The organism is Paenibacillus odorifer (genome assembly GCF_000758725.1).
Classification (GTDB): Bacteria; Bacillota; Bacilli; order Paenibacillales; family Paenibacillaceae; genus Paenibacillus_AQ; species Paenibacillus_AQ odorifer.
In genome coordinates, this window is the sequence record NZ_CP009428.1 from 220,682 (window position 1) to 244,265 (window position 23,584).

Below are 23,584 nucleotides of genomic sequence, written 5' to 3' on the forward strand. Positions count from 1 at the left end.
ACATGAGATCTTATTGTACAAGTTACAAGGGGGTTCATATATGATAACAAAGGTAAACCGGCAGTTAAATGAGGGTCCTAAAATTCAAAAAGAACAAGAGCTTGTTACCAAAATGATTCGTATATATTGTAAGAAAAAACATCATCATAAGGGGTTTTGTGAGGAATGTCAGGAATTAAATGAGTATGCGCTGAAGAGGCTAGCCTATTGTAAATTTGGTGAAGAGAAAACAGCTTGTGCCAAATGTCCTGTTCATTGTTACAAACCGGATTATCGCCAAAGAATTAAAGGGGTTATGCGTTTTTCTGGTCCGTGGATGCTGCTCTATCATCCCATTGAGTCGATTAGGCATATTCCGCTACCCAATAAATTGAGAAAATAAGTGAAAACCGGACATCATTTGATGCCCGGCTTAATGTGTTTTTAGATATCATTCTCCCAGTTTTTCAGCCTTCACCAAAATCTCTCGCAAAACCCGGGCAACCCGGCTTTTTCTTCTCTTTACTTTTACACTTATCCGTCTTAACGACTCTTGGTATACGGCGGTATCCTTGGGTTCATAGAGCTGTTTGGCGGCAATCCGTAACGTTCTTCTCATTAATATTGCTGATGAACGGGTTAACTTCGTTCGGTATCCTCTGCGCAAGACCCGTAAAGTATGTTTATACTTCTCTAAGTCTTCGTTTGGGGGAACAAGGGCGAACAGATTTAGGGAGGAGTCATTGAACCCGTAGCTTTTGAACATGATTTTTAGATTCTCAATATTTATGAGGTTTCCTCTGAAGTGGGTTGGATGTTCTTGGTGAACGCCGACAACTTCTTTGATGCTGTGAAAAGGGATTTTTAATCGATGCAGTCGATACCCAAGGTCCCAATCTTCGAGTCCATAGAGGATAAACTGTTCATTAAAACCTCCAGCACGAGTTAATTGGCTGCGTCTTATGGACACACAACGTGTGACGAGTAACATCCAAGGGGCTACATCTGTGCTGGCAAATTGTTTTTTAGTATTTGGAGGAACTCTTGAGGGAAAGGTGACTTTTGATAACGTCTCCGTCTGCTGAAGGATATCATTGGGTGTGATTAATGGGATGATTTCAGTCGCTGATTCGAAGTCGGGATTCCATAAGTTAGAAGGCGAAAGTGTATTGCGGCAATGCTCTTTTTCTTCAGGAGAAAAGTCTGGGTAGTAGTGGGTATAAGCGTCATCCCATGAGTGTGGAATACCTGAAATTATGGACTTAGGATATTTACGGTGATACTGGTTTACGATCCTAATGAAGTCAGGGAATACTAGAAAATCCGCATCGCAGAAGATGACGTATTTCCCTTTTGCCTGACTCAGCCCCAGATTTCTCACGGCAGAACGGCCGCGTTGTTCCTGCTGAGCGACATAAATAAGCGGATAAGAAGTTTGAAAGCTTTCGACCATTTCCTTGGTACCATCTGTAGAACCGTCATCTGCGACGATCACCTCGAATCGATCCTTGGGATAGGTCTGTGTCTCGAATGAAGTGAGTGTAAGTAGCAGCTGCTGAAGTCGGTTATAGGTTGGAATTATGATGCTGTAACGGATAGCCAGAATGATCACCCCCACCATTTAATAAAAGCCCTTGAATAGGATAAATAATAACAATATATTCAGGGACTTTAGCCTGGTCTAGTCAAACGCCTTTAAGGATCGAAATAGGCAGTGGACAGGGGCCAATATGGGATGATCTTTAAAAAAGACAGCCCCTAAAGGAGATCTATCGATTCCTTTAGGGGCTGCTCCTTTTTATTTTCTATTTTCCACTAGGTAATAATTTATTCAATAAGATCGCTGCCAATGAAGCAGCTAGGATAGGTGAGCCTAATAAATACTGCACGAATGTAGGTAAAGAGTTCAAGTAGTCACCAGGAATGAGTACCAACGCCAAGGTGATGATCATAGGTAAGGCAATAATGTACATTTCTTTTTCGCCGATAGTTACATTCTTCATTACTTGCACACCATTAATTGCGATGATGCCGCAGATGATGGCGAAGACGCCGCCGATTACAGCGGATGGAATGGAAGAGATCAAAGCGGCGAGTTTACCAGAACAACCAAAGAGGACAAACCATCCTCCTACAGCGAGAAAGACCCGGCGGCTGGCAACACCTGTAATGGAGATGATCCCTGCATTAGTTGAATAACCTGTAACAGGAGTCGAACCGAGCACAGAGGCAATAAGACAGCCAATTCCTTCTCCAATTACGCCGCGGTTAATATTTTTGTCTGTCAAAGGTTTATTGATTACATTGCTGACCGCAAACCAGGTGCCTGTTGTTTCAGCCAGCAGCACGATATAAATAATAACCATGGTGATAATAGCTGAAAAGTTGAAGGAAAAGCCGAAATCAACAAAAGCGATCCGCGGCATGCTAAACCATTTAGCGTTGCTTATCGCTGAGAAATCTAAAACGCCCATAATATTAGCGGAAATACATCCGACTACTAACGCCATCATTACGGAAAGAATTCGGAAGATAGATCCTTTATTACGGAACAAAGTACCGAGAATCACAAAAATAAGCAGTGTAGCGCCTGAAATAAGGGCTAATAATACGTTTTGATTAATTGAAGCGCCGGAGGCTCCGTAGATATTATCTCTGATCGCAACAGGCAATAAAGATAGACCTACAATGAAAATGATTGTGCCTCCTACGATAGGTGGGATAAAGTTTTTGACGATTTTATTAAAAATTCCAGCATAGCCCAAAATAATAACCAGGATGGCCCCGATTAAGCTGGCACCTAACACGGAGCTCCAACCGAGCTCCCCGCCACCACTAGCCGCATAAATACTGACGATCGCACCAAGCGGAACATAAGAAGGACCTTGAGCGATAGGCAGCTTCATACAGAAATAGGTTTGCACAATCGTTGCAAGTCCTGCGGCAATAAAGGTGGATTGGATTAACGCGCTGGACTGATTGGGTTGTAAGCCGATTAACATCGCAATAAGGAATGGCACTACATAGACATCCATAGCCAATACATGTTGAAAACCGAGAATGACGGATTTACTAAATGAAACTTTTTCATCGGGTAGGACAGTTAATAGCTGTGATTCCAAATGTGCTTGCTCTTGTACGTTTGCTTGTGTTTTCACTCCGATGCCCACCTTAAGTTTTTTAGTTTAATTAATCTTTAACGCGAATGAACTTTTTCACCCTGTACCCAGACTTCACGGATATTTTCAGGCCGGGCCAGATACATTATCTTTTGAAAAATATCTTGCAAATCCTCATTCTCATCAAAGATGGGCAATTTCGCCGACGGTAATTTCGTATCAATAATTTGAACATCCCAGGTATAACCTTCTAGTAACCGGCCGATAGGTAAGCTTAAGCTTTCCCCGCCGCCAGCGGTAGCAAGATAAAAGGATTCATGGATCGTAATCCGTGATCCGGGTACTCCGCGATTTGGTGCAGACAGGGAAGGATTCACACCATCCTCCAGCATTCTTGAAGACATTACGGCTTGTCTAATGTTATCGAAGAGACTAGGTGAAAAACCTCCGGAAATATCAGAGCCTAAACCAATCTCCACGCCTTTGGCATGGAAGTCAGCGATCGGAATAACACTATTGGCAAAATACGCGTTGGATATCGGACAATGAGCAATAGCTGTTCCTGTCTCTGCAAACAAATTCACATCATCTTCATCTAAAAAATTACAATGTGCCATTACAGATTTATCACTGAGCAGACCAAAATCATGCAAGGCAAAAGCATCGTTTTTCTGGAACCGTTCTTGCACATAACCGTGCGCCCAATCACTTTCACTACAGTGCGATTGAACATACGTATCATATTTAGCGGCTAGTTCTCCCAAGCCTTGTAAAGCCTCATTAGTGCAGCTTGGAATGAACCTTGGTGTCACTACTGGATATACGCCTTGTTTAGTAGATTTAGCGAGTTCTTGTACAGCTAGTATAAATTCTTCCGTATCCACTAGTGCGGTATGGGTGTCGGAGTCGCGGTAATTCTCAGGATTTCCCTGCGGATCGTCCATAACCACTTTTCCAACGAGTCCACGTTGCCCTTTTTCCGCACATATTTTAGCCAATAATAAACTGGCCTCTTTATGCACCGTTGCAAAATAAAGTGCTGTAGTTGTTCCGTTTGCGAGCAAAGTGCCAACCACGTCATCGTAGACTTTTTTTGCAAAAGCCAGGTCCGAGAATTTAGACTCCAGTGGGAAGGTATAAGTATTTAGCCAATCATAGAGTGGAATATCTAATGCAGTTCCAGATTGAGCCCATTGTGGCGCGTGAACATGCAGGTCGATAAAGCCGGGCAAAAAATACTGGCCTTCAGCTAATACATGAAAATTGTCCTGACCTTGATAAGCATCAAGCAAGGGTTGATAGTCGGGGTGCTTCGGTGCAACAATCATTTCTATCATCCCATCCGTGTTGATACAGAAGAGATGGTCCTTTAAAATTTGAATTTCTTTTGGGGATAGGCTAGAAAATGAAGTGCCTAGGAATATTTGCATATATTTTCTCATGATTTCCGCCTTAATGTTCGTCTTTTGGTGTGCATTCGTTATTATAATCCGTGAAAAAGGATAAGTCCAGACCAAAAGTCGAATAAAGGCGTAATTGACGGATAGGAGGAGCGGAGGAATTGAAACCGAATATGACGCATAGACGTCATGTTCGCTATGCTAGAATACAGAAAAAGATAGGGGGAAGCAAAATGCCAAAACATGAATATAGAAAGCATGAAAAGGAGTTATATCAACCCAAAGCTAAGCCGCAATTATTAGAAGTTGGGAAACAGAAATTCATCTGTATAAAAGGTAAAGGTAATCCTAATCATGAGGATTTTTTAGAAAGAGTCGGGGTTCTATACTCTCTGTCCTATGCGGTGAAAATGATGCCTAAAAATGGATTTACTCCGGAGGGTTATTTTGATTATACGGTATATCCACTCGAAGGATTATGGGATTTGACAGAGGAAGGTAGAAATCACAAGGATTTAATAAAAGATGAATTACTATATACAATAATGATAAGACAACCGGATTTTGTAACAAGAGAGACGGTAGAAAGAGCTTTTGAGATAGTAAATAAAAAGAAACCTCACCCCCTATTGAAAGAGGCATATTTTGATGAATTAGAAGATGGCTTATCGGTGCAAATCTTGCATATTGGTTCATATGATAGTGAACCTGAATCATTCCAACAATTAAAAATGTTTATAGATGAAAACAATTATGTGCTAAAAACGCTTGTTCATAGAGAAATTTATCTGTCGGATGCTAGAAAAGTAGAACACGATAAGTTGAAAACCATTTTAAGATATAGAATTAATAAAAAATAGCAGGTCGGCTTCGATTCCTTTACGGTTATAGGAAATGAATGCGGTTACCATCTTGTGATATAATAGATGAAATCGATCGATAGTTTGAGAAAATTGGATTAGGAGTGTTGCCTGGATGAGAAGATACAACATTTGGCGCCCGTTGATGTTAATTATTGTTGCTGTACTTACAAAAAGCTTGGTCACTAACCTGTGTATTTTGTTTGGTATGCAGGCTGAATCAGCAAGTAGTATGGGGACGCTGGGCATGGTCATTGCCGGTTTAGTGATGTACAATCGCATGACAAATCGCCGACGTAAATAAGCTGGCCGGATAGATTATAAACGTCTGGTTATTATGTTATAGTAAAGATTGAAATAAAACTTGTATCGACCTGAAAAGGAGTACTTCATGACACAGTTTGTCTACAAACAAATTATTGATGACTTAAAAATGAAAATTTTTGCTGGGCAGTTTCCCGACATGAAATTACCGGATGAACGAACGCTTAGTGAAACTTATCAAGTGAGTCGTAGTTCTATTAAAAGTGCTCTGACTAAAATGGCAAATGCCGGCATTATTTTTAAAAAGCGTGGCTCAGGGACATTTATAAATCCTTTATACATAAAAAATGAATCTATTTTTAACTACGAAGGCTCTAATTTAGGTGTCACCGACAATTTTCAAATGAATGGGAAGAAGCCAAAGATTAAAGTTCTGAAATTCGAGGTCATTCCACCAACGGAAGAACTGCAACGGGATCTGTTTTTAGGACCACATGATTTTGTATACAAAATCGTTCGCTTGCGTCTTTTTGATGATGAACCCTTTATGATTGAAACGGGTTATATCCCAATCAAAATCGTGCAGAACTTAAATCAGACTATTATTGAAGGATCTATCTTTAATTATTTGGAGGATTCACGGAACCTGGCGGTAACCAAATCCTTTTTATCGATATCCGCAGAACCCTCTGAGGCTACGGATCAAGAGCTGCTGCATTTGCAGGCGAATGAACCAGTAAGCATTATGGAAGGGATTTTCTTTTTAGATAATGGCACACCCTTTGAATTCTCCCATATGCGCTTCCACTATAAATACTTAAAATTTAATACCTTTGTGTCCGTTCATTAAAAGTAAGACTGGGGAATTTTTCTCGGTCTTATTTTTTTTATTTTGCGCAAAATAGATGAAGGACGAGTAGCAAATATCCCCGCAAACTACAGCCCATATTTTTACATATATATTAATATTGACGTATTTTTACAGACAATTGACACCGTTTTTCATACTATGTTCATATTTTCACAAAATTGGACCGTATCATTTGTTGAAAAGGTTGAATTAATTTTTGGCGGCGGTATGATGTACTTGTGGAAGAAATTACGGCAATGTAGACACAGAAAAAATTTTGGGGAGTGGAAGAAATGGTATTATCCATGGATGTTGATTACTCATCAAAAACTTATTTAGAGAAGCTTGATGCATACTGGCGCGCAACTAACTACATCTCTGTAGGTCAACTGTATTTGAAAGATAATCCGTTGTTAAGAGAACCGCTGAAAGAAGCAGACGTAAAGATTAAGCCAATTGGACACTGGGGAACTATTCCCGGCCAGAACTTTATTTATGCCCATTTGAATCGGGTCATTACTAAATATGATTTGAATATGTTCTATATCGAGGGTCCTGGTCATGGCGGTCAGGTCATGGTTTCGAACTCCTATCTCGATGGTAGCTATACTGAAATTTATCCGGAAATTACACAAGATATCTCAGGTCTGAAGAAATTGTTCAAACAATTCTCTTTCCCAGGTGGAGTTGCTTCCCATGCTGCCCCTGAAACACCTGGATCGATCCACGAAGGTGGCGAATTAGGTTATTCTCTATCCCACGGTGTAGGTGCAATTCTGGATAATCCAGATTTAATCTCCGCTGTTGTTATTGGCGATGGAGAGGCTGAAACTGGCCCATTAGCGGCTTCATGGTTCTCCAACCGGTTCATCAATCCAGTTACTGATGGTGCAGTTCTGCCGATCTTGCACTTAAATGGTTTCAAAATCAGTAACCCGACGATTCTGTCTCGTCAATCCAAAGAAGAAATTACTGCATACTTTAAAGGTATGGGTTGGGAACCGTTCTTCGTTGAAGGCGAAAATCCTGATCTAATGCATCCAGAAATGGCTAAGGTGCTTGATACCATCGTAGAAAGAATTGAAGCGATTCAAAAGAATGCACGTGACAACAATGACCTTACGCGTCCGGTTTGGCCAATGTTGGTCTTCCGTTCTCCTAAGGGCTGGACGGGTCCAAAGCAATGGGATGGTGTTCCGAATGAGAACTCGTTCCGTGCCCATCAGGTGCCGATTCCAGTGGATCAAAAGAATATGAAACATGCTCCAGCGTTATTGGAGTGGATGAACAGCTATAGACCAGAAGAATTATTTGATGACAATGGTCGTCTGAACGCTGAACTTGCTGAGATTCTGCCAACTGGCGACAGACGTATGGGAATGAACCCAGTTACTAATGCTGGCAACCAGATTAAAGATCTAAACTTACCCAATTTCCGTAAGTTCGCACTTGATAATTCCAAACCAGGTGAAGTAATAGCACAAGATATGGCCGTTCTGGGTAAATACATGAAAGATGTTATCTCTCTGAACGAAGAGAACCGCAATTTCAGAATTTTCGGACCGGATGAAACAATGTCCAACCGTCTGGGACCTGTCTTTGAAGTGACGAAACGTCAATGGTTGGATCAAGTGATTGAGCCGAATGATGAATTCCTAGCTTCTTATGGCCGTGTTATCGATTCCCAATTGTCTGAACATCAGGCAGAAGGTTTGCTTGAAGGTTACGTATTGACAGGTCGCCATGGTTTCTTTGCAAGCTATGAAGCTTTCTTGCGTGTCGTGGATTCGATGATTACTCAGCATTTCAAATGGCTGCGTAAAGCAACAGATCAAAGCTGGCGTGCGGATATTCCATCATTGAATGTGGTAGCAACTTCAACTGTATTCCAACAAGACCACAATGGTTACACTCACCAAGATCCAGGTTTGCTAGGTCACTTGGCTGATAAAAAACCAGAATTTATCCGTGAGTATTTGCCGGCTGATGCGAACTCCTTGCTGGCTGTCTTTGACACCGTCTTAAATGACCGTCAAAAAATTAACTTGATCGTTTCTTCCAAACATCCTCGTCCACAATGGTTCAGTGCGGATGAAGCACAAGAGCTGGTGGATAAAGGACTGAAGATTATTGACTGGGCAAGCACCGATCAAGGTGGAGAGCCTGATGTTGTCTTTGCTTCTGCAGGTACAGAACCAACTATCGAAAGCTTGGCTGCAATCTCTATCCTGCATGAAAAACTGCCGAACCTTAAGATTAGATATATCAACGTGGTAGACTTGTTGAAACTGAGAAGTCAAAAATTAGATCCGCGTGGCTTATCTGACGAAGAGTTTGATCAATTTTTCACAAAAGATAAACCAGTTATCTTCGCTTTCCACGGATATGAAGGTCTGATTAAAGACTTGTTCTTTGATCGCCATAACCATAACCTGCACGTACACGGATACCGCGAGAATGGCGATATCACAACACCATTCGATATGCGCGTATTGAATCAAATGGACCGCTTTGACTTGGCGAAGGAAGCTGTTCTGAGCTTGCCTAATGCTAACGACTATAAAGCGATCGCAGATGAAATGGATGCTATCGTTAAGAAACATCACCAATTCATTCGTGAAGAGGGTATTGATTTGCCAGAAGTAGAGAACTGGGTATGGAAAGCTTTGAAATAAACGTATAGCCAGTACCATAGGAAGTAATACAAAAAGACACCTTTAGAGGTGTCTTTTTATTTGTTTAAATAACCATACAAAACAATTATAATCATTTTTTCATCTTTACCACTGTAAATATATGTGAGTAAATAGGTGGGTAAAGAAAGGGGAGAAATGTATGACATCTATTGATAAACTTCCCAAGTCTATAGAAATACAGCTTGCAGAACAACCTTTATTTCACTCTGTATCTGATTTAATGAAAGATGGGCAATTCGGTGAGCAGTGGCTTGTATTGACTGAGAAGGAGGTTTCCGTTTGGGGGACGGACGGGAAACTGGTCTCAAAGCTTCTAGTCTCGAATATTACCGATGCCCGGGTAGTAGGCGGGGTAGGCGGCGGTTCGTTGCTTGTGGATACCCAAGCGGGGCCGATTATACTTATACGTTATACAGCATCACTTACCTCTATATTTGGTTTTGCTGCTAAATTAATTGGCGCTGTAGCTAAAGGCGAGGAACGGCCAACCGCTTCTGAAAAAGAGTTTCCAAGAAATTGTCCAAAATGCCGCAATCCGCTGCCGGAAGATTCACAAGCTTGTCCGGTGTGCAAGAGTAACGGCAAGGTTCTATTTCGGATGTTGAGTTACGCTAAGCCTTATAAGATCCAAATGATCGCTGCGGCGATTATGTTGATTTTTACTACATTGGTAGAGCTTGTTCCACCATTTTTGACGAAGATGATCGTTGATAATGTGTTGACAGAAAAGGATATGGGCTCGACGCTTCTATGGATTGTGATCGGGCTAGCAGCCACGTCCTTAGTAATAACTTTAATGCAGACTGTACGTGGACTTATAGGGGTATGGATTGGTTCCAAAATCATGGGTGATCTTCGTCATGATGTGTATCATTCCTTGATGAAATTATCTTTATCTTTTTTCGACCGAAGACAATCTTCGCAATTTATTGGACGGGTGAATAATGATTCAGAGGCGATGCGGCAATTTATGACTGACGGTGTAATCTGGGTCTCGGGTGAATCGCTGCGGGTAATCGCTATTTTCACTATTATGTTCAGTATGGATTGGAAGCTAACGCTGCTTGCTATGCTGCCTATGCCGCTTATGGTGGTGCTGTCGACCGTGTTATGGCCGATGATTGGCAGACGTTGGTACCAGCAGTGGAGATCTATTTTTAGATTAAACGCTTTGGTTGGCGATTCTTTGCAGGGGATTCGTGTAGTCAAAGCATTCGGCCAGGAAACAACAGAGATGTCACGTTATACGGTCGCCAATAAGGAGTTGGTGCGGCATAATATTCGGATCGAAGGCTTATGGCAGGGGATGTTTCCTGCTTTTGCGTTGGTTGCTGGTGTGGGTACGTTATTAATTTGGTTTTATGGCGGAAAAACGGTGCTGGAGGGTCAATTATCCATCGGTACGCTAATTGCTTTGGTGACCTACCTTGGGATGCTTCTCGGACCTTTGCAGTGGGTGAGCCAAATGATCAACTGGGCCAGCCATGCGATTTCAGCAGCAGATCGGGTCTTTGAGATTATGGATACTCCGTCAGATGTGCCTGATACAGTAAATCCAGCAGCCATCGGCCGCGTAAATGGTGAGGTTGAGTTTAAGCGGGTTACTTATGGATACGAAAAACATCATCCTGTGCTCAAGAACGTGGATTTAAAAGTGGGTGCGGGCGAGATGATTGGTCTGGTCGGACATTCAGGTGCCGGTAAGTCGACGTTCATTAATATGATCTGTCGCTTCTATGACACAGATGAGGGAACCATTACCATCGATGGTGTGGACATCCGAAATATCAGCCAGTCAGATCTGCGTAGTCAGATCGGTGTAGTGCTGCAGGAGACGTTTCTATTCGACGGAACGATTGCTGAGAATATTGCCTATTCTAAACCGGACGCTACGGAATTAGAAATCATGCGCGCTGCAAAAATCGCCAACGCCCATGATTTTATTGTTCAATTGCCGGATGGCTATGATACAAGAGTTGGGGAACGTGGACATAAATTGTCTGGTGGAGAGAAGCAGCGAGTGTCTATTGCCCGAGCAATAATTCACGATCCACGAATTCTAATCCTAGATGAAGCAACAGCTTCTGTAGATACAGTGACCGAGCGGCAAATTCAAGAAGCGATCTCGCGACTGGTAAAAGGCAGAACGACATTCGCGATTGCCCATCGATTATCCACGCTAAGAAATGCGAACCGGCTTGTAGTGCTTGAACGCGGGAAGATCATTGAAGTGGGTACACATGAGGAATTGCTTGCTGCAGAAGGTGCTTACTTCAAGCTAGTTGAGGCACAGAAGGAAATGTCGCAGATTAAGGGGGTTGAGATGCATGAGTGATCCGAATCTTGCTAACGGGGAATTGAATCCTAAAGATCCCTATGAGATTAACATTCTTGAACCGGGTGCAATCTCTTTTAGCCGCAGTCAAGGTGGCGTGTTTCAAGGAGTAGTGGAGGGTCAGGTCTATGAGGAATTAATTCTTTTTCGTATATTTCCATTCCAATATACCACGGAGTATATTTCAGTTCGTAACTCCAAGAGTGAGGAGATCGGGGTCATACGTGACATTGATCAGCTCGATGAAGAAAGTCGGGTGGAAGTGGATACAGAGCTCCGGCTGCGGTATTTTCTCCCGGTTGTAACCCGCATTGATTCTATTAAGCAAAAAGCGGATATGTGGATTTGGGAGCTGCAAACGAATCTGGGCCAGACCCGGATCGTTATGCGGAACCTGCACGAGCATATGCAGTATCCAAGTCATAAGCGAATCATTCTTACAGATATCAATGGGAAAAGATGCGAAATCCGTGATTATCTAGCCCTGGATGTTCAGAGCCGGAGCAAGCTGAAGGATGTTTTATAGTCTAGTTGTGAAAAAGCTCCGCAGCCATTTGTTGATGGTCTGCGGAGCCTCTTTTTTTTTATCCGTAGATTCTACGAAGGAAAAAATTGATGGCGTTCTCTCATTGGTATGGTAATATATTACAACCGGATCTTTTCCATATGGGAGGTATGTGAGTGAAGCGTAAATGGATCAATTCGCCGTACACCTTTGCTTTAGGGATGTTTGCGATGATGGTTCCAAGTCAGGCATTTAGTTCATTTTACAGTTACTTTTATGTAGAAAAATTAGGATTGGGCATTGGACTTGCTACATTAGCCAGAACAATCTTTCTGATCTGGGATGCGGTAAACAATCCGTTATTTGGTTATTGGTCAGATCGCACAGATACTCGTTTAGGTCGACGCAGACCATGGGTATTTGGCTCAATTCCGTTATTTATGCTGGCATTTGTACTGGTTTTCTCCCCTCCCGGCGGATTATCTGAGAATGGATTGTTCACTTGGTTTTTAGTCACACTTATTTTCTATGAGGCAGTCGCTACTGTGTTGTGGGTGAACTATGGAGCGTTACTCCCGGAGCTCTTCCGAGGAGACCGTATTCGGGCAAAAGCTTCCGCGATTCAGCAAGGCTATCAGGTCGTTGCTTTGTTAATCGGTACTGCCTTAACGCCAATTATTTTTGCAGCTATTAATTTCTCTAATATGGCTATAGTGTATGCCTGTCTCTTTGGAGTGTTTATGTTTTTATGTATGATGAATGTCCAAGAAAAGAAGGAGCCCACCGAGCAGGAACCCTTGAAGTTGATTCCGGCCTTTCGGGAGACCATTCGGAATAAAAAGTTTTGGGTGTTTAATATTTCGAACTCTTTTGCTCAAACGGTGAATGGACTTGTAAGCTCGATGATCCCTTTTTATGCAAAATATGTACTTCATATCTCAGAGGCTCAGGTATCGATTTTACTCGCAGCTGTGTTTGTTTCGGTCATTCCATTAGTATTCGTGTGGTACTGGATGATTCGTAAGATGGACGGGGTCAAGGCGTGGCGGTTATCGCTGATTTTATATGCATTATCGGTAATTCCGTTATGGTTTGGTTATGACCTCTTAAGTGGCGTGGCTGCTGGCGTAGTTGTCGGTTTCGGATTAGCCGGATTTCTAGTGACCCCAGCAATAGTAGGTGGCAAGATTATTGATGAGGATGCGGAAAAAACAGGTCTGAGAAGAGAAGGAATCTATACGGCTGTAAGCGGATTCATCACTCGTTCAAGCGGGTTAATCTCAGCGTTGGCTTTTTTCATTGTAGGTATGATTTTTGGCTATCAAGGCGGCGATGACCCAGGGTCCAATCCTGAAGCGACATTTAGGTATTTAATAAGTGTGGTGCCATTATGTCTGTTGGCCATAGCTGTTGTCATATCCTTCACAATGAAATTTACATTTATGGACTCTTTGAGAGGTGAAGCTGACTATGAACAAAAAATTAATCATCAACTGTGATGATTTTGGGCAAAGTCCCCCCATGAATCAGGCGATTAAACATCTGCTGGAAGAGGAAAAAGTATCCTCCGCAACGATTATGGCGGTGGCCCCTGGGTTTGAGGAGGCAGCTGCATGGTGTAGTCGCAGGCAACAACGAAATGTGGGACTGCACTTGACGATGACTAGTGAATTTGAGGCTTTGCGCTGGGGAAGCCTGACGGGAGAGGTTTCTCTTCACGACGAGAGCGGACATCAATATAGGACGGTAAAAGAGTTCGAACTGGGGGCGCAGACGAAAGCTGTACTAAAGGAGATAGATGCGCAGTACGAGCGAGTAAAACAGTCGGGAATAGTGATTAGCCATGTAGACAACCACATGGGTAGTTTATACGGAATGGAAACAGGACGCAGCTTGCTTCCGCAGACGCTGTGGAAAATTTCGCGCTGGGGATTGCCCTCACGATTCTTCAGATACATCCATGCTGAGGATCCGCTTTTGGCATCGCTGAAAAATATTGAACGACCAGTTGCCCTTGGAGCAGGGCTGGCGGATACGTTTGGGGTGCCGATTCCCGACTATTTGCTGTCGCATCCTTTTGGTGTAGAGGAAGGCGAGACGTATGAAAGTTTTAAAAGATCTATTATTGCTAAGCTGTATTCGTTGCCGGATGGCGTTAGTGAGACCTATATTCATCCCGGGATAGACGATCCATGGATGCAAGCAAATATTCCGCACTGGAGTAAGCGCGTTTGGGAGTATAAGTTACCCTTTGATGATGATTTTACCTATGCCCTCTGTGATGCTAAGGTTGAAATGACGAATTATCGTTATGTACAGGAGCAACTAAAGCGTCCACGGTTAAGATCTGCAGGCAGATTGTTAAAGAAACTGATAAGCTCATGAGCAAAAATAAAAGACACCTTGAGGGGTGTCTTTTGATTATCCCATTAATCCTTTTAGCCCATTAAGGAAGGGGGAAATAGATTTAATCATATTGTAGCCCATCTTCATAACCGGCATAGTTTTTTGTACCATTCCAATAAAGTTGCCGATTCCTCCGAACCCCCCGAATCCGCCAAATCCACCGCCTCCGGAACTGGCAGCCCCTGCTCCTGCGGAGCCTAGAGCGCCTCCACCCATTCCGAAAAGTGAGCCGAATAAGGGCATTAATCCTGATACGTTTGCTTTCCGAGAGCGGGAAGAAGAGTGTTTTTTTGATTTTTTGTGTTTATTTTTACGCGGTTTGGAAAGGGTCAGTCCATTCTTATCGAGGCCGGTTATCCATCCTACATACGTACGTCCATCATGTAGCGTAATGCATACGGGTCTACCTTTCAGCTGTTCAGCACGTTTGCGAATCTTCGTTGTATTTGCCATTTGCGGATCACCTCATTGGTCTATTTACTTCTATATTACTCAGATATTTTTGTGTTGCTTGTGCTGGTTCATCATAAAAAAATATTTGGGAGCAGTGATTCTTTATGTACTGCTGTCTCTGGGACTGCCTTATGGGGAATTTGCAATGGGAGGAAGGCATAGAATTATGCCTCCACAAATGAGAGTCGCGTGTGGAGTTTCAGTAGTGATACAGCTAATTGCCATCCTGTACTTATTGCAGGCAGGTAATGTGATCTCTATTGGATTACCTTTTGATAGAAGGGTATGTTATTTTTTTGCCGTCTATTTAATTCTTAATACTATAATGAACTTATTGTCGAGGAGCATGAAAGAAAAACTTGTGATGACACCCTTATCTCTAATAACTGCAATCTGTTTTGGGATTACTGCTATGAATGGGTAAAAAGTAGTGCCGGATATAGATTCGACTTTTCTAGACTTTATATAGGATTGTTTTTAGGACACATCTGGTGAAGATGTGTTCTTTTTGCATCTATTGACTCTTGACCTATAAAAACGGATTCATAAGTCTAGGTCTTTCTTCTTATGTTATTATATTTAACATAGTTTTATATTATTTTTACAATTATATGATAATTGGTTATGTTTGTGTGATATAATATCACAGAAATTATGTGAAAATGATAGGGAGGACTAATATTATTATGGGATGGAAGACACGATGGAATAAGCCGATTGCTTCTGTATTAGCAACTGCAGTGCTTTCTTTGCAGGTGTTTGGAGGTATTGGTTTGGGTGCAGCTTGGGGTACAGATAAAGCTGAAGCAGCATCCGCAGCCACAGCCAAACTCCGGCTGATGAGCACGACGGACGTGCACACCAATGTCTACGGCTGGGACTATTTTAAGAATGCAGCTTCAGTAACTGTCGGTCTTGACCGCACAGCAAGCTTGGTGAAACAAGCCAAAAGTGAAGAACCCAACACCCTCCTACTCGACAATGGGGACTTGATTCAAGGAACTCCGCTAGGTACTTATGTGGCGAAGGAATCGGATCTGAAGGACCCTACTAATGTTACTGATATCCATCCGATGATTGCAGCCATGAACGCTATGGGATATGATGCTGCGACTTTTGGTAATCATGAATTCAATTATGGATTACAATTTTTAGATCGTACGATAAACGGTAGCACTGGTAATGAGATGACTACTGGAGCCAATTTTGATTATGTGAATGCGAATATATATAAAATGGATGGCGTTACAAATGCTTATCAGCCTTATGTTATTCTTCCTAAGAAAGTTACGGATAGTAACGGCGATGAGCAGACGATTCAAGTTGGTCTAATCGGCCTAGTTACTCCTCAAATCATGGAGTGGGACAAGGTTAATCTGGAAGGCAAAGTTGTCGTTGAAGATATTGCTAAAACGGCAGAAAAATTTGTTCCTGAAATGAAAGCTAAGGGAGCAGATGTTATTGTTGCTATGGCCCATACGGGGTTTGATGTTAACGCCGTTACAGGAGACGGTTCTGAGAATGATATTAACGCTTTGAGTAAGGTTCCTGATATTGATGCGATTACGTTCTCTCATACGCATAAGGTATTCCCAACAGGGAATAACGATACGTTGGACGCGTCGTTCAAAGATCCTGTTACTAAACAACCGTATGCAAACGAAAAGGCTGTGATCGATAATGTGAATGGTCACATTAACGGTACGCCTGCTGTACAAGCTGGTTACGGCGGAGCTTATTTGGGTCTAATCGATCTGAACATTGTATACGATGGTAATGACTGGACGGTAGACAAGCAAAGTTCAAAAGCTTCTGCTCGTTCTATTTATAAGACAGAGAATAAAGTGAATATACCACTGGTTGAGCCTGATGCGGCTGTAGATGCAGCTGTTGCAGCAGCACATGAGGCTACTATTGCTTATACTGGACAAAAGCTGGGTGTTACAACAGCTCCGATGAACAGCTATTTCGCAATGGTTCAGGATGATCCTACGGTTCAACTTGTTACGTATGCACAAAAGTGGTACGTTCAGAATTATATTGATATCAATGTTCCTCAATATAAGGACCTTGCCATTCTTAGTGTTGGTGCTCCTTTTAAAGCAGGACGCAACGGACCTGATGAGTACACCAGTATTGATAAGGGTGACTTGACTATTCGTAGCGCAAGTGACCTGTATTTATATGATAATACCCTTAAAGCAATCAAAGTTAAGGGTTCTGTTGTGAAAGAATGGTTGGAAATGAGTGCGGGCGCATTTAACCGCATCAAACCAGGGATCTCGACTCCGCAGTCTCTGTTGAATACGAAATTTTCGGTTTTTAACTTCGATGTAATCGATGGGGTTCAATATAAAATTGATGTGACGAAAAACGCGAAGTACAATCCGGATGGTACGATTAATGATGCTTCTTCGAGTCGTGTAACGGATGTCACTTACAATGATCAACCTTTAGATCTAGATCAGGATTTCATTGTTGTTACTAACAATTACCGCGCAAGTGGTGGCGGGAACTTCCCGGGTGTTAAAGGTGCAGAGCTGGTTGTAGACTCTCAAGATGAGAATCGTCAGGTTCTGATGGACTACATCAGTGAAGCTGGTACGATTGATCCAACTGCTGATGGTAACTGGTCCTTGGCACCTATCAAAGGCAATGTTGATGTTACATTTACAACAACACCTAAAGCGGCAAATGTACTCCCAGCGAACATTTCCGATACTGGACAGCAAGATAATAAGGGCTTTGGAATTTTCAAGCTAGATCTAAGTGTGAAGACACCTGCACCGACGGAAGATGTGGAGGTTCACCTTCTTGGAATTAATGACTTCCACGGTCAACTCGACACTGTTTCTACAGTGAACAATAAGTCTGTAGGCACAGCAGCCTATCTCGCGACTTATTTGAAAGCAACTCGTGCAAAGTATGAGAACTCATTACTCTTCCATAATGGTGACTCCGTTGGAGCATCCGCTCCAGTATCATCCCTTGAGCGCGATGAGCCGACTCATGCTTGGATGAACATGATGAAATTTGATGTGGGTTCTCTTGGTAATCACGAATTTGACCAAGGTGTTGATGCACTGATGACACAGCTTTATGGTGGTATCGACCCTAAGGATAATAAAGTTAACCATGCTGGATCTGATTTTGATTATGTTAATGCGAATGCAGTGGATGCCAAAACTGGCGAGCCAATTATTAATCCTTATGTAATCAAAGAAGTAGGCGGTGTGAAAATTGGCTTTATTGGTCTTGTAACAAAATCCACACCAAGCAAGGTAGCGCCTTCCGGTACGGCCGGCGTGCATTTCCTCACGCCTGAGGAGGAAGTGGCGGCTGTGGAGAAATACGCTAAGGAGCTTCAATCTAAAGGTGTTGAGACGATTATCGTGCTTGCACATGATCCTGCAACGACCAAAGATGGTGTGACTACAGGTGAAGCGGCTGATCTGGCCAATGCGCTTCCTGCGGAATCCCCTGTTGATGTTATCGTTGCTGGTGATAACCATGCACTTGCAAATGGAACAGTAAACGGCAAGCTGATTGTACAAGCTTATTCTTACGGTACAGCATTTGAGGATATCAAGTTGATCATTGATCCTAAAACAGGTGATGTGAAGGATAAGTCTGCTGTGGTAACTTCCACCTTCCATGAGGGTGTAACACCAGATCCGGAAAGTGTGGCACTGGTTAATGCTTACCTTGAGAAGCATCCTGAGCTTACCCAACCAGTAGGTACAACGGACGGAACTATCACTCGTACCGATGCTTACAATAATGAGGCTGCACTTGGGAATCTGATTGCTGACTCTATGCGTAATGCTGACTTCGGCGATGGTGCAAAAGCTGCCGATTTCGCCTTTATGAATCCAGGCGGTATCCGTGCGGACCTTCCGAAAGGTCCTGTAACCTTCGGCGATCTGGCTAAAATTCAGCCATTCGGCAACACGCTTGTGAAGCTGACACTAACCGGAGCGCAAATCAAAACATTGCTGCAACAGCAATGGAATGTAAAAGCTGATGGAACACCAGATATCAAAACGCTGCAAATTTCCGGACTGAAATATACAGCGAATATGTATCTGCCAGTAGCTGATCGTATTGCGAGCCTCACACTAACTGATGGAACACCAATTAATCCTACGCAGAAATATACAGCAGTAGTAAATAACTTTATGGCTGCGGGTGGAGATAACTACAAGGTTCTGACTCAAGCTAGTGATTCATTGGCTGGACCTATTGATTTGGACGTATTCTACGACTACATTGTAAAAACGTTTAATGGCAAAGAGATTAAAGCGGCCATTGAAGGACGTATTATTAATAAATTAAAGGCTGATTCGGGATCGGGCAATGGCAGTGGAGGCGGTTCTACCGGTGTAACTCCAACGCCTACTCCAACCGCGAAACCAACAGCAACAGCAACACCAGCACCATCAACAGCACCAACGGTAACACCTGCACCAACTACTGCGCCAGCAGCAAACTTCAAGGATCTGGGTAAGGTAGCTTGGGCGCAAGAAGCTATTGAAGCATTGGCTGCTAAGGGCATTCTGAAAGGTCTGGATGCAAATACTTTTGCGCCAACCAAAACAGTGACTAGAGCAGAGTTCGTTACGATGCTGGTACGCGCACTGAATCTTACGGGTTCAGCAACAACCAGTTCGTTCAACGATGTTAAACAAGGAGTTTGGTACACGGATTCTATCGCCCTTGCGGTGAAGGCTGGACTTGTACAAGGCTCTGGAAATGGCAAATTTGAACCGGGTCGTGAAGTGACTCGTGAAGAAATGGCCATTATGGTTGCTAACGCACTGAAAGACAAACTACAGCCGATTGATAAAAATGCAGCATTGGGTAAGTTTGCAGACAAATCCAGTATTGCTCCTTATGCACAAGAGGCTATCGCACAGCTAACTCAATTGGGAATCGTCAACGGTGTTGATGGTGGGAAATTTGCACCTAAGGGTATAGCTAATCGCGCTCAAGCAGCGGTTATCATCTATCGCATGCTTGGACAAGTATCATAATTCTATTGTTCTAACTAAAAGTGTATCGATGATCCTCGTGAGGGCATCGATACACTTTTTTTAAATATAAGAAAGTATAAGTGGCACCAATACTCTTATGGTCTTCCCTTAAACGCTTACTGTCCTTACAAGGACGCCGATGGCGCTTTTACTTGTTAAATTTGTTGTTGCTCTTTCTGTGAAATCATGTTAACTTATATTCTGCACTGTATTTTTTAATATTTTGTGCGGTCGTGGCGGAATTGGCAGACGCGCACGGTTCAGGTCCGTGTGGGCTAACCCCCGTGGAGGTTCGAGTCCTCTCGACCGCATACCTAAGTGCATATAAACAGGCAATACTTTTGAATCGCTCTTCAACCTGAAGAGCCTTTTTCTATTTATACGCATAATTCAATTTGACAAACTCTATGTAAAAGAAGTGAAGCAAAGATGGAGCCTAATGTAGGTGTAAATACGAAGCAAAGTGTGCGGTTTCTGGAAAAGTATTTCTCTGGTGAATCGATAGATTATCGTCAGATGATTGCTTTATTCATCCCTATCCTAGTGGATCAGGCCTTTGTGGTGGGTCTTAATCTAGTGAATACAGCTATGATAAGCTCGTCTGGTGTGGCAGCTATCAGTGCGGTCAATATGATAGATTCTCTTAATATTTTTCTCATTAGTGTGTTTATTGCCGTCTCAACAGGTGGGACGGTTGTTGTTGCGCAGTATAAAGGGAGCGGCAATGACCTCATGGTGTCAAAAGCTACGGCAGGTGCTACGTCATCTGTTTCGCTGATGGCATTTGCTATTGGGATGTTCGGAATTCTTTTTCACAATCCGCTGTTAAATTTACTATTTGGAGCGGCCTCACCAGAGGTTATGGAGAACGCCCGAATATATTTGATTGGGAGCTGTATCTCTTATCTTGGTATAGCTGTTGTGGAGGCGGTATGTGGTGCTCTTCGTGGAATTGGTAGAACGAGGGCCTCGCTTGTGCTTTCGCTAATTATGAATTTAACTTATGTCTTATTGAATCTCGTCTTTATTAACCTGTTGCATATGGGTGTTCTGGGGATGACCATTTCTATAAATATAGCTAGATACCTGGGGGCGTTCTGCGCACTTTATTATCTATTCCGATTGGACAACGATCTGCATATCCGTATTCGCGATCTTGTAGTGGTTAAGCTGTCTATGCTGAAAAAAATAATGTTCATCGGGATGCCGTTTGCGGCGGAGCAGATGTTCTTTAATGGTGGTAAAATTCTGACTCAGATCTTTATCGTTAGTCTGGGTACGTATGCACTTGCGACTAATGCGATTGCCTCCTCCTTTGCAGGGATTATGCAAATCCCCGGGAATGCGTTGTCCTTAACGATTATTACAGTGGTGGGACAATGTATGGGAAGCAATAATGTTAAGGATGCTCGAAAATTTATTAAATCATTCCTTGTCACCTCTTCTCTTTCCCTGGTGGTAATGGGGTTGCTGATTATGCCTTTTTTCAATCCATTAGTGTCGATGTTCCATCCTCCTGCTGAGATTGTGGGAGATATCTTCCTGATTGTGCTCATCAATACGATTGCGCAAATTCCGCTATGGTCCATTAGCTTTATTACGCCTTCGGCGCTTAGAGCGGCAGGGGATTCCAAGTTTACCTCCATGGTTTCGATGCTTACGATGTGGCTGTTCCGTGTAGTGCTCGGATACATCTTAGGTATTGTTCTGAACTTTGGTATACTCGGCGTTTGGCTGGCGATGAATTGTGAGTGGGGGATCAGAGGTCTGATTTTCCTGCGGCGATTTATGGGCAAAAAATGGGTTCAGCATCGTGTTATATAATAGATATAAAAAAATCAAAGGACACCCTGAGGGGTGTCTTTTTTGCATGCTCTGATGAGTGCCTTTGGAGAATACAACTTGAGTATTTCTTGGGTAGCGGGGTAATAATATGTAGGAATTGCGTCTTTATGCTTACTAAAACACACAACAAGGAGTCTTGCACAATGTCACATTTCGTTAGATCCGTTACTTCACCAAAGAAATTTATCTCCGGCCATAACTTACTTTCAGATCTGAATGAGTATATTAAGGCGTTTGGCGATCATGCCTATGTGATCTGTGATGAGTTCATTTTGGAACGTGCTAAGAAAGAGGCGGGAAGTTCCATCGAAGGTGCGGGCAATAAGGCTACTTTTGAAAAATTCAATTATGAATGTACTCAGGAAGAGATTAATCGTAATCGGGAACTTGCCCGTAAAGCTGGGGCGAATATCATCGTCGGTATCGGCGGAGGTAAAACACTGGACACCGCCAAAGCTACTGCTTATTATGAGAAGCTGCCTGTAGTTATTTTTCCGACGATCGCTTCTACTGATGCACCATGTACAGCGCTGGCTGTCATTTATAATAAAGATGGTTCATTTGATCAATACTTATTCCTCCCAAGTAATCCGGATGTAGTCTTGGCTGATACAGCGATTTTAGCTTCAGCGCCTTCCCGCTTTTTCGCAGCTGGAATTGGCGATGCACTGGCTACTTATTTTGAAGCCCGTGCTTGTTATGCCTCTAATGGCGACAATCTCGTAGTCATGAAACCTTCTACAACGGGTCTAGGTATATCAAGACTTTGTTATGAAGCTCTACTTAAGAATGCGGTAAAAGCAAAACGTGCGGTTGATCAGAAGCTCTATACACGCGCGGTGGAGGAAACTATTGAAGCGACAATTTATCTAAGTGGTGTGGGTGCTGAATCTGGTGGTCTGGCTGCCGCGCATGCTATCCATAATGGGATGACAGCCGTTCCTTCACTACACAAAGCTCAGCATGGTGAAAAGGTTACGTTTGGTCTTTTAGCCCAGCTAGTACTGGAAAATGCCTCAAATGAGGAGCTGGAAACTGTCATTAAGCTTATCAAGGATGTAGATCTTCCGCTAACCCTCGCCGATCTGGGGTGTACGGAATTTATCGAATCCGAATGGCGCCAAGTTGCTGAAGCTGCTTGTGCAGAAGGAGACACAATGGGCAATATGCCGTTCCCGGTTACTTCGGAAGATGTGTACAATGCGATAGTGGTAGCGAACTCGCTGGCAGAGTCTTATAAATAACTAGCACAACTAATATGCAGTGATAATGAAGGCACCCTTGGGGGTGCCTTTTGTTTTTATATAGGGTAAGCTTTTGAAATACTGTAGTGGTAAAATTTTTCATATAGCTATTGGCTTTGGCACTTAATCGCGGGATAGGGTGCCTACAGAAACGAGATTATTGCTAATCGCCCCGCTGCTGTGCCAATTGTACTCTATGTAATAAGGAGGAAGGAAAGATGAGAAAAAACCAATTGGGTTATCTAATCCTTATTATCATAATTATTGGAGCGGTAATAATAGCAGTAATTCACGGAAGCTCGGAGCGTCAGAACAAGCGGGCAGCAGGAAGTCTTGGAATGGATTATGTGCGTAAAGAGTACACGGAAAGTGCATCGCTGAGAGTTGCAACGATTTGCAAACCCTTATTTGGAGGGTCAGGTTATCAGGTAGTGCTCGAGGATTCAAGTGGGCAATCGTATTATGTCATTATCGTTCTCGGAACTACACATAATCTTGTCACTATGGACGATCTGACGAAAGAGGTGCGGGAAGGAACATCTGTGTTTCCGTGCCACCAATAAAACATGATAAATGAATTGGATCTCATCTATAT

Annotated in this window: 17 protein-coding genes and 1 tRNA gene; 14 read left to right on the forward strand and 4 right to left on the reverse strand. The window is 42.8% G+C overall.

What is annotated here, in order from left to right:
- Nucleotides 1-40 precede the first annotated feature (40 nt).
- Nucleotides 41-382: a nitrous oxide-stimulated promoter family protein gene (locus PODO_RS01050; RefSeq protein WP_036687189.1), complete on the forward strand. Its 342-nt coding sequence runs from the start codon at nt 41-43 to the stop codon at nt 380-382.
- Nucleotides 383-430: 48 nt separating this feature from the next.
- Here PODO_RS01050 and PODO_RS01055 read toward each other — a convergent pair whose 3' ends face one another.
- The 3 genes from PODO_RS01055 to guaD form a co-directional block, all read right to left on the reverse strand.
- Nucleotides 431-1,582: a glycosyltransferase gene (locus tag PODO_RS01055; RefSeq protein WP_038573993.1), complete on the reverse strand. Its 1,152-nt coding sequence runs from the start codon at nt 1,580-1,582 to the stop codon at nt 431-433.
- 202 nt (nt 1,583-1,784) lie between these two features.
- A complete protein-coding gene (locus PODO_RS01060; RefSeq protein WP_036687191.1) occupies nt 1,785-3,137 on the reverse strand; it encodes a uracil-xanthine permease family protein in 1,353 nt (450 codons plus the stop codon).
- Between the two features lie 38 nt (nt 3,138-3,175).
- A complete protein-coding gene (guaD, locus tag PODO_RS01065; RefSeq protein WP_038568158.1) occupies nt 3,176-4,540 on the reverse strand; it encodes a guanine deaminase in 1,365 nt (454 codons plus the stop codon).
- A 119-nt stretch (nt 4,541-4,659) separates the two neighbouring features.
- Here guaD and PODO_RS01070 point away from each other — a divergent pair, with 119 nt between their 5' ends.
- The 8 genes from PODO_RS01070 to PODO_RS01105 all read left to right on the forward strand — a co-directional run bounded on the left by PODO_RS01070 (nt 4,660) and on the right by PODO_RS01105 (nt 14,393).
- A complete protein-coding gene (locus PODO_RS01070; protein WP_235219546.1) occupies nt 4,660-5,358 on the forward strand; it encodes a GyrI-like domain-containing protein in 699 nt (232 codons plus the stop codon).
- 115 nt (nt 5,359-5,473) lie between these two features.
- Entirely contained in the window at nt 5,474-5,662 is a 189-nt protein-coding gene (locus PODO_RS01075; RefSeq protein ID WP_036687195.1) for a hypothetical protein, read from the forward strand.
- Between the two features lie 87 nt (nt 5,663-5,749).
- Nucleotides 5,750-6,472: a GntR family transcriptional regulator gene (locus PODO_RS01080; protein WP_036687196.1), complete on the forward strand. Its 723-nt coding sequence runs from the start codon at nt 5,750-5,752 to the stop codon at nt 6,470-6,472.
- Nucleotides 6,473-6,765: 293 nt separating this feature from the next.
- On the forward strand, nt 6,766-9,147 hold the full coding sequence (locus tag PODO_RS01085; protein ID WP_174890031.1) for a phosphoketolase family protein: 2,382 nt from the start codon (nt 6,766-6,768) through the stop codon (nt 9,145-9,147).
- A gap of 160 nt (nt 9,148-9,307) precedes the next feature.
- Entirely contained in the window at nt 9,308-11,503 is a 2,196-nt protein-coding gene (locus tag PODO_RS01090) for an ABC transporter ATP-binding protein (RefSeq protein WP_038568160.1), read from the forward strand.
- Nucleotides 11,496-12,029 carry a DUF1854 domain-containing protein gene (locus PODO_RS01095; RefSeq protein ID WP_052096710.1) on the forward strand — a complete coding sequence of 178 codons (534 nt, stop codon included), beginning with the start codon at nt 11,496-11,498 and terminating at the stop codon, nt 12,027-12,029. The genes PODO_RS01090 and PODO_RS01095 overlap by 8 nt, the downstream gene beginning before the upstream one ends.
- 155 nt (nt 12,030-12,184) lie before the next feature.
- Entirely contained in the window at nt 12,185-13,507 is a 1,323-nt protein-coding gene (locus PODO_RS01100) for an MFS transporter (protein WP_036687199.1), read from the forward strand.
- Nucleotides 13,479-14,393, forward strand: coding sequence for a polysaccharide deacetylase family protein (locus tag PODO_RS01105; RefSeq protein WP_036687200.1), 915 nt, complete (start codon nt 13,479-13,481; stop codon nt 14,391-14,393). Before PODO_RS01100 ends, PODO_RS01105 begins: the two co-directional genes overlap by 29 nt.
- A 36-nt stretch (nt 14,394-14,429) precedes the next feature.
- Here PODO_RS01105 and PODO_RS01110 read toward each other — a convergent pair whose 3' ends face one another.
- On the reverse strand, nt 14,430-14,867 hold the full coding sequence (locus PODO_RS01110; RefSeq protein WP_038568163.1) for a hypothetical protein: 438 nt from the start codon (nt 14,865-14,867) through the stop codon (nt 14,430-14,432).
- Between the two features lie 686 nt (nt 14,868-15,553).
- Between PODO_RS01110 and PODO_RS01120 the strand changes: the two genes are divergently transcribed.
- From PODO_RS01120 to PODO_RS01140, 5 genes are all read left to right on the forward strand, one after another.
- Nucleotides 15,554-19,900 (forward strand): bifunctional 2',3'-cyclic-nucleotide 2'-phosphodiesterase/3'-nucleotidase, encoded by a 4,347-nt coding sequence (locus PODO_RS01120; protein WP_038568166.1) that lies wholly within the window; start codon nt 15,554-15,556, stop codon nt 19,898-19,900.
- A 227-nt stretch (nt 19,901-20,127) separates the two neighbouring features.
- Nucleotides 20,128-20,211, forward strand: a tRNA-Leu gene (locus PODO_RS01125).
- Nucleotides 20,212-20,329: 118 nt separating this feature from the next.
- Complete coding sequence (locus PODO_RS01130; protein WP_036687203.1) at nt 20,330-21,724, forward strand: MATE family efflux transporter; 1,395 nt, start codon at nt 20,330-20,332, stop codon at nt 21,722-21,724.
- 164 nt (nt 21,725-21,888) lie between these two features.
- Entirely contained in the window at nt 21,889-22,989 is a 1,101-nt protein-coding gene (locus PODO_RS01135) for a glycerol dehydrogenase (RefSeq protein ID WP_036687204.1), read from the forward strand.
- Nucleotides 22,990-23,207: 218 nt separating this feature from the next.
- Nucleotides 23,208-23,552 (forward strand): hypothetical protein, encoded by a 345-nt coding sequence (locus PODO_RS01140; protein ID WP_036687205.1) that lies wholly within the window; start codon nt 23,208-23,210, stop codon nt 23,550-23,552.
- Nucleotides 23,553-23,584 lie beyond the last annotated feature (32 nt).

Bases quoted from the DNA above. Each gene is read 5' to 3' on its own strand.
- PODO_RS01090 (WP_038568160.1), top strand. From the start codon at position 9,308: ATGACATCTATTGATAAACTTCCCAAGTCTATAGAAATACAGCTTGCA.
- PODO_RS01095 (WP_052096710.1), top strand. From the start codon at position 11,496: ATGAGTGATCCGAATCTTGCTAACGGGGAATTGAATCCTAAAGATCCC.
- guaD (WP_038568158.1), bottom strand. From the start codon at position 4,540: ATGAGAAAATATATGCAAATATTCCTAGGCACTTCATTTTCTAGCCTA.
- PODO_RS01140 (WP_036687205.1), top strand. From the start codon at position 23,208: ATGAGAAAAAACCAATTGGGTTATCTAATCCTTATTATCATAATTATT.
- PODO_RS01075 (WP_036687195.1), top strand. From the start codon at position 5,474: ATGAGAAGATACAACATTTGGCGCCCGTTGATGTTAATTATTGTTGCT.
- PODO_RS01130 (WP_036687203.1), top strand. From the start codon at position 20,330: ATGGAGCCTAATGTAGGTGTAAATACGAAGCAAAGTGTGCGGTTTCTG.
- PODO_RS01120 (WP_038568166.1), top strand. From the start codon at position 15,554: ATGGGATGGAAGACACGATGGAATAAGCCGATTGCTTCTGTATTAGCA.
- PODO_RS01135 (WP_036687204.1), top strand. From the start codon at position 21,889: ATGTCACATTTCGTTAGATCCGTTACTTCACCAAAGAAATTTATCTCC.
- PODO_RS01080 (WP_036687196.1), top strand. From the start codon at position 5,750: ATGACACAGTTTGTCTACAAACAAATTATTGATGACTTAAAAATGAAA.
- PODO_RS01050 (WP_036687189.1), top strand. From the start codon at position 41: ATGATAACAAAGGTAAACCGGCAGTTAAATGAGGGTCCTAAAATTCAA.
- PODO_RS01110 (WP_038568163.1), bottom strand. From the start codon at position 14,867: ATGGCAAATACAACGAAGATTCGCAAACGTGCTGAACAGCTGAAAGGT.
- PODO_RS01105 (WP_036687200.1), top strand. From the start codon at position 13,479: ATGAACAAAAAATTAATCATCAACTGTGATGATTTTGGGCAAAGTCCC.
- PODO_RS01085 (WP_174890031.1), top strand. From the start codon at position 6,766: ATGGTATTATCCATGGATGTTGATTACTCATCAAAAACTTATTTAGAG.